The sequence below is a fragment of the Steroidobacter sp. genome (assembly GCF_016790065.1).
Lineage (GTDB): Bacteria > Pseudomonadota > Gammaproteobacteria > Steroidobacterales > Steroidobacteraceae > Steroidobacter.
Genome location: NZ_JAEUPY010000577.1, coordinates 1 through 5,856 on the forward strand (window position 1 = coordinate 1; position 5,856 = coordinate 5,856).

4 protein-coding genes are annotated in these 5,856 nt (G+C 61.2%); all 4 read right to left on the minus strand.

The window, feature by feature from the left end; genetic code table 11:
* On the minus strand, positions 1–1,018 hold a 1,018-nt coding region (locus tag JNL55_RS23950), incomplete at its 3' end, for a sulfatase (RefSeq protein WP_293860096.1).
* 11 nt (positions 1,019–1,029) lie between these two features.
* On the minus strand, positions 1,030–3,858 hold the full coding sequence (locus tag JNL55_RS23955) for a TonB-dependent receptor domain-containing protein (protein WP_293860099.1): 2,829 nt from the start codon (positions 3,856–3,858) through the stop codon (positions 1,030–1,032).
* A gap of 140 nt (positions 3,859–3,998) precedes the next feature.
* The gene (locus JNL55_RS23960; RefSeq protein ID WP_293860102.1) at positions 3,999–5,093 is read right to left on the minus strand and encodes a FecR family protein; all 1,095 of its coding nucleotides are present in this window, start codon (positions 5,091–5,093) and stop codon (positions 3,999–4,001) included.
* Complete coding sequence (locus JNL55_RS23965) at positions 5,093–5,653, minus strand: sigma-70 family RNA polymerase sigma factor (protein ID WP_322111050.1); 561 nt, start codon at positions 5,651–5,653, stop codon at positions 5,093–5,095. The genes JNL55_RS23960 and JNL55_RS23965 overlap by 1 nt, the downstream gene beginning before the upstream one ends.
* Positions 5,654–5,856 lie beyond the last annotated feature (203 nt).

Sequence of the window (5,856 nt, forward strand, 5' to 3'; positions counted from 1 at the left end):
AACCGCTTGCCCCACGCTTGCCCAGCAGCGGCAACAAAGATCGTCCAGGCAACGTGCTCTTGGGCGCCGGCGCGCGAGTCCAGTCGAGGATGGTGGGCACGATGTCGATGAAACTGACCATCGCATCGTTGACCGCGCCGCCGGCGGCACCGGGCGCGTGCACGATCAAGGGCAGATGCAGTCCTGGATCGTAGAGATTGGTCTTGGCGCCAGGAAACGGACGTCCGTTGTCGCTCAAATAAAGAACTAGCGTGTCGTCCGCGTGGCCCGCGTCTCGCAAACCGTCTAATAGCAGACCGATACCAGTATCCAACCGACTTACCGACTGATAGTACTCGCTGAGATCGCGACGTACTTCAGGCAGGTCCGGCAGATGTGACGGCAACGGCACCCGCGCTGGATCGTAAAGCACAGGCTCGACCCGCGGCCACTTACGATCGTTGCCGTAATTCACCGGAGCGCGATGCGGATCGCTGTACGCCACGGTAACGAAGAAAGGCTGGTCGACGCCGCGAACGAATCGCAATGTTTCGTCAGCCATGAATGCGACATCGCGAATGCCCGATCGCTCCGGCGCAAGCTCCGCGTCATAAACGAACGCGCTGTCCGGGCGAACGTGTTTCTTACCGACCAACGCTGTCGCATAGCCGGCTCGCTTCAGCATCTGCGGGAGCGTGTCGATGCCATCGAGCAACGACTGATTGTGCACATCGTGCGCCAATCCATACATGCCGTTGCTGTGCGAATAGAGGCCGGTGTAGATCACCGACCGACTGGGGCTGCACGAGCTGACGGCCGCATACGCCTGCGTGAAGCGCGTGCCACCACGCGCCAACGCATCGATGCGAGGGGTCGCGATGCCGGTGCCGTAGCAACCCGCGTCGAGCCCCTGATCATCGGCGATCAACAACAGCACGTTGCGACGTGTTGAGGACGCGGCCCGAGTGGACCGCGTCGACAGCAACGTCGAACCCAGGACAGCCCCCGCGGCCGAGGCAAGCAAGGTCCGTCGTTTCATCGGCACTCCGGTCAGAAGCGATAAGCCGCCGTCGCTTGATAGGAACGACCGAAGATGGAACGGCCGATCACCGCCGCGTCCGTCGTCCCGACGATACGGGCGTTGCCTTCGGTCAGACCCAGCTCGTTGGTGACATTCAAACCCGTCACCTGCAAGTCCACCGCGCCCAACTTCAAGCCGACACCGAGATCCAGTGTTTCGTACTCGGGCAGCTTCTGCAAATTCTGGATATCCGAGTACCGGGCATCGACATGCGTGTAGGCCGCGAACAGCGTCAGATCGCCGATGGACAGCGGAATGCTGTAGCTCGGCGACAGACGCGCCTGGAAGCTAGGCTGCCGAGCCACTTCGTTGCCGTTTTGCACGCCGGTGGGCGCGCCATTCCTGATCCCGGAATACTCGGCATTGAAATAGGTGAAGTTGAAGCCCAGCGACAGCCCGTCGAGCGGCTGCCACGCGCCGTCCAACTCGGCGCCATAGGCTTCCGAGCCGGCCACTGCCACCAGATTGGTGATTGCGCCCGAGGACGAATCGACGATCTGCTGCGTGTAGGTCTGACCGAGGAACTCGTTGTAGAACAAGGTCAGATTGACGTCCAGAGTATTGAACGCGGTCTTCAAGCCGAGCTCGTACTGATCGACCTCCTGCACCACGCGTGAACCCTGACGCACTTCATCGAACGTCGGGAACCGATAGCCCGAGTTGACGCGCACGAACGTGCTCAGCTCCGGCGCGATCCGGTAGTTGGCGCCGAACGTGAACGAGGTCTTGGCATCGTCATAGGTGAAGTATTGGCGGTTGCCGTTCTGCACCGACACCGCGTTGTTATAGAACGTGAGCAAGTTGCCATCGAGGTTCACGTTGGAGGCGAGCCCGACGGTGCCGTCGGTCTTGTAGTCCTCGTGACGCACGCCGCCGTCGATACGCAATCGATCGGTGATCTCCCATTCATCGGCCAGGAAGAACGCCAGATTGCGGCCTTCGAAGTCGTCCACGAAATGGTTGGTGGCGTAGCCGGTGAAGCCGTCCTTGGTGATGCTCACGCCATTGTTCAAAGTAACGTCGATGCGACGCGCGTGTTTCTCGAAAGCGAGCAGCGCATTGTTACCCTGATACCAGAGATCCTTGATGGAGTGCTTGGCGAAATAGTTGCCCACGGTCAGCGTATGCGAACCGAACGTGCGGCTGACGCGAAAATCATTGCTCAGGGTCTGTATGTCCTTATCGACATACCAGAAACCGGCAACGATCACCGGCGTGCTCAGATCAGTGATGGCCGCACCGCTGGTGGTGTAGTTGGCCGAACCGCTGGTGGCAGCACCGCCCGCAGCAGTCACGATGGCAGCATTGCCGTTCACGGCGCTGATGCGACCGTTGATGTAAGAACCCAGCGTCAGTGGCACCGCGCTAGTGAAGATGGCGCGGGTATCGGCCGTGCCATCGAGATAACCGAAACGATTGGTGATCTCCCACTCGCCCGGATTGAAATCGAAGCTGACGCCGAACTGCTTCAGGTCGATGGTGCGACCGTCGCTGAAATCGGTCGAGAGCGTCCGCGGCGTGGCACCGGGAGCGACTTCGAATTGCAAGTTCGTGGTGTCAGGGCCGGCCAGCGTGTCCTTGCGCTGATCGAAGAACGAATACACGTTCAGATCGCGACCACTGTTGGTCGAGAGCAGCGGCGCGCCGGAGAAGAAGATATTGGAATCTTTGACGGCGCGGCCGGAGAACGTGATCTCGCCGCTGTCCCAACGACGCGTCAGCGTGCCGCTGAGCTGGCCACCTTTATCTGCGGTGAAGTCCGGATCGCGCACGCCATCGCTTTCTCGATAGAAACCACCGACCGTGCCATACCAGCCTTCGGCGAGTTTGCCGCCGAGGAAACCGTCGAAACGATACAAGCCTTCGGAGCCCAAAGTGACGCGGCCACTGCCTTCAGGCACATCGCCGCCCTTCTTCTGGATGAAGTTGAGCGTGATGCCGGGCTGACCGCTGGAGAACAGCGGGCTCGGGCCACCGCGCAACACTTCGACGCGCTCCACCGTGTCGTCGACACGAAACAGGCTGTAGCCTTCGATGAAGCTCAAAGTCATGGGCGGCAGCAACGTGGTGCCGTCCAATTCGACAGACGAGAACTGGCCACCGCCGTTCATGGGGAAGCCACGAACGTTCACTCGCAGACCGGCGACGCCACCGCTCGACTCCACGTAAGTGCCGGGGACATTCTTCAACACGTCCGCGGTGCTGAGCGGAGTGATCTGATGCAGGTCGTCCGAGCTGATGGAGTTGATCGAAAAGCCCGCGTCGAGTCGATGCAAGCCGCTGGCGCGCGCCGTACCCGTGACCACGACTTCTTCGAGTGCTTCTGCAGAAGCGCTGGCCGGCGCCTGCGCTCCGGTCGCAGTGGATTCAGCGCCCGTCGTGGCCTGCGCCAGACGAAACTGATCATTCTTCAGGAATCGCGGCACGGAGGTGGTCGCTCCAGCCCGGCTGGACGCGGGCGCTGCCGCTTCCTGTCGCGACGGCGATTTGTTTTCCGGAACGATGGTGACGGTGTTGTCGTTGAGCAGCCGGTACATGAGCCCGGTTCCACGCAACATCTGGCTCAACGCTTCTTCGATGGTCAACTTCCCGGCGGCACCAGCCGTCTGCACGTCGAGCACGTCATCGGAGGCGAAGATCACTTGCACATCGCACTCGTGGGCGAATCGTTGCAGTGCCGGGCCCAAGCCCTGCGCCGGAATACTCACATCCTTACGGACCGAACTGACGGCATCCTGAGCCATCGACAAACCGGCGATCGACAGGCAGAACGCCGTCGTGGCGAGCACACTACGCATCAAGATTCCCCCATTGGCACTGATACTGGTGAGCGTCGTTGTCATTGGCGACGCTTCATGATGAGTAAGAGTGCCCGTGGAGTAGAAAAGGAAACCGCTGCAACAGAATTCGTAGTTATATTTGGGTCACGAATTGAAGATCAGGGCTGGCGAGACAAATGAATCTCGCCATCGGTGGTGGTCGCCGTCACTTCGAAGCGCTGCTGTAGGAATTGCACCAGATGCTCGACCCCGCTGGAGGCGAACACGCCGCTGATACGAATCTCCTCGAGCGCCGCGTCGTCGATCACCAGCCGTTGCCGGCTGTAACGATTGAACTCGGCCACCACCTCGGACAAGGGATCGGCATCGAACGCGAGTTTTTTCTGGGTCCAAGCGATGGCGGCCGCCACGTTGGTCGGCTGCGGCACCAGAATGGCCTTGGGCGTGACCACGATCTGCTCGCCGGCTGACAACAGCACGGCTTCACCATTGGCGACACTGGCATCTCGCACCGGCGCGGCCGTGCTCGCCGCTTCGCCCGATACGGCGACTCGGCCTTCCAACACCGTAACGACGGTACCCTCGGTTTTCCGGTAAACGTCGAATTGCGTGCCCACTGCCCGCACGCTGGTCTCGCCGCTCACCACCACGAACGGGCGTGCCGGATTCTTCGCCACCTCGAACAACGCCTGGCCATCGATCAGCTCGACTCTGCGGACCTGCTCGCTGAACATCACCCGCAGCTGCGATTGTGAATTGAGCTGCACCACCGAGCCATCAGCCAGCGTGACGGTTCTCTGCTCTCCCGTCTCGGTCGCATAGGTCACGCCACGATCGGCTCGCATCCATACAGCGACACCGACCATCACGCTCAATACTGATACGGAAGCGGCAACGGCGAATCGGCGCCACACCGGGCGGCGCGCTGGAATTTTCGGCGTCGGAACGGATGCGACATCTGCTGCCGGGTTCGTCACCGTTGCAACCGCTTGCCGCAACGAAATGACGTTGCCCTCAGCCGCGATTTGTTGGGCCAGCGCCTCCAATTCGGTTGCGCCGAGCTTCAACAACTCGGCATCTTCCCAAAGCGCCGTCACCTGCAAGTACGCGCGCACATGCACGGGCGAAGTCCGCAGCCAGGTGTTGAAGCTGGCCAGCTGATCCGGCTCGACGTCGCCCACGCTGAAGTCGACGAACCAAGCCGCCGCCTCTTCTGCGATCTGTTTGTTGAAGCCGCGATCGGACGCGCTCATCAGTAACCCTCAGCCAACCGTTGCTGGCAGAACGCGAGCGCTTTGACCAGATATTTCTTTGCCATCACGCGCGTCACACCGAGCCGCTCGCCGATCTGTTCCAACGTCGCACCTTCGCCGCGATACATCAGCAGCGTCATGTAGGCACGGGGCGATTCGGCTTGCAGCGCAGCTCCCAGTTTCTCGAAGCGGTCCTCCAACTCCGCCTCCTCGGCCGGATCGTCGTCCGCCAGGAACGAGTCCATGTCCTCGGCCATGTCGGCCGGCAAGGCCGTCGTCGGCCGAGTCGAAGAACGCAGCGTGTGTTGATGTAGAACATGCAACGCGACGGTGTACAGATACGCCTGCGGATTGCGGATGGACTCGTGGTCTTTGATCCGCAGCAGCCGTAGAAACACCTCCTGCACCAGATCCGGCACATCGGCCGCGGCGTCGCGCAGTCGCATGGACAGGAACCGGCGCAGCCTACGGCCGTGCGTGTGCTCCATCCTCGAAACGAATGCTGGCGTACTACTCACTCGAACCATCCACTCCCGGGGCCACCCGCAGCCGTTGCGCATGGACACCCTATTGATATTAGAGCGGCGGCCGAGGCCAAAAGGAAACCGCCAGTGAATAAATAATGACGTTGACGCTGCCCCGGCGGCCGATGCAACGTAATGCCATGCTGAAAGTTGCTGGCCTTGCCGCCGTATTCACTGGTTTTTTGCTGTCTGGCCCGTGGCTTGCGGCGCTCGCCGCGGCCCCGCCCGGGACCGTGCCG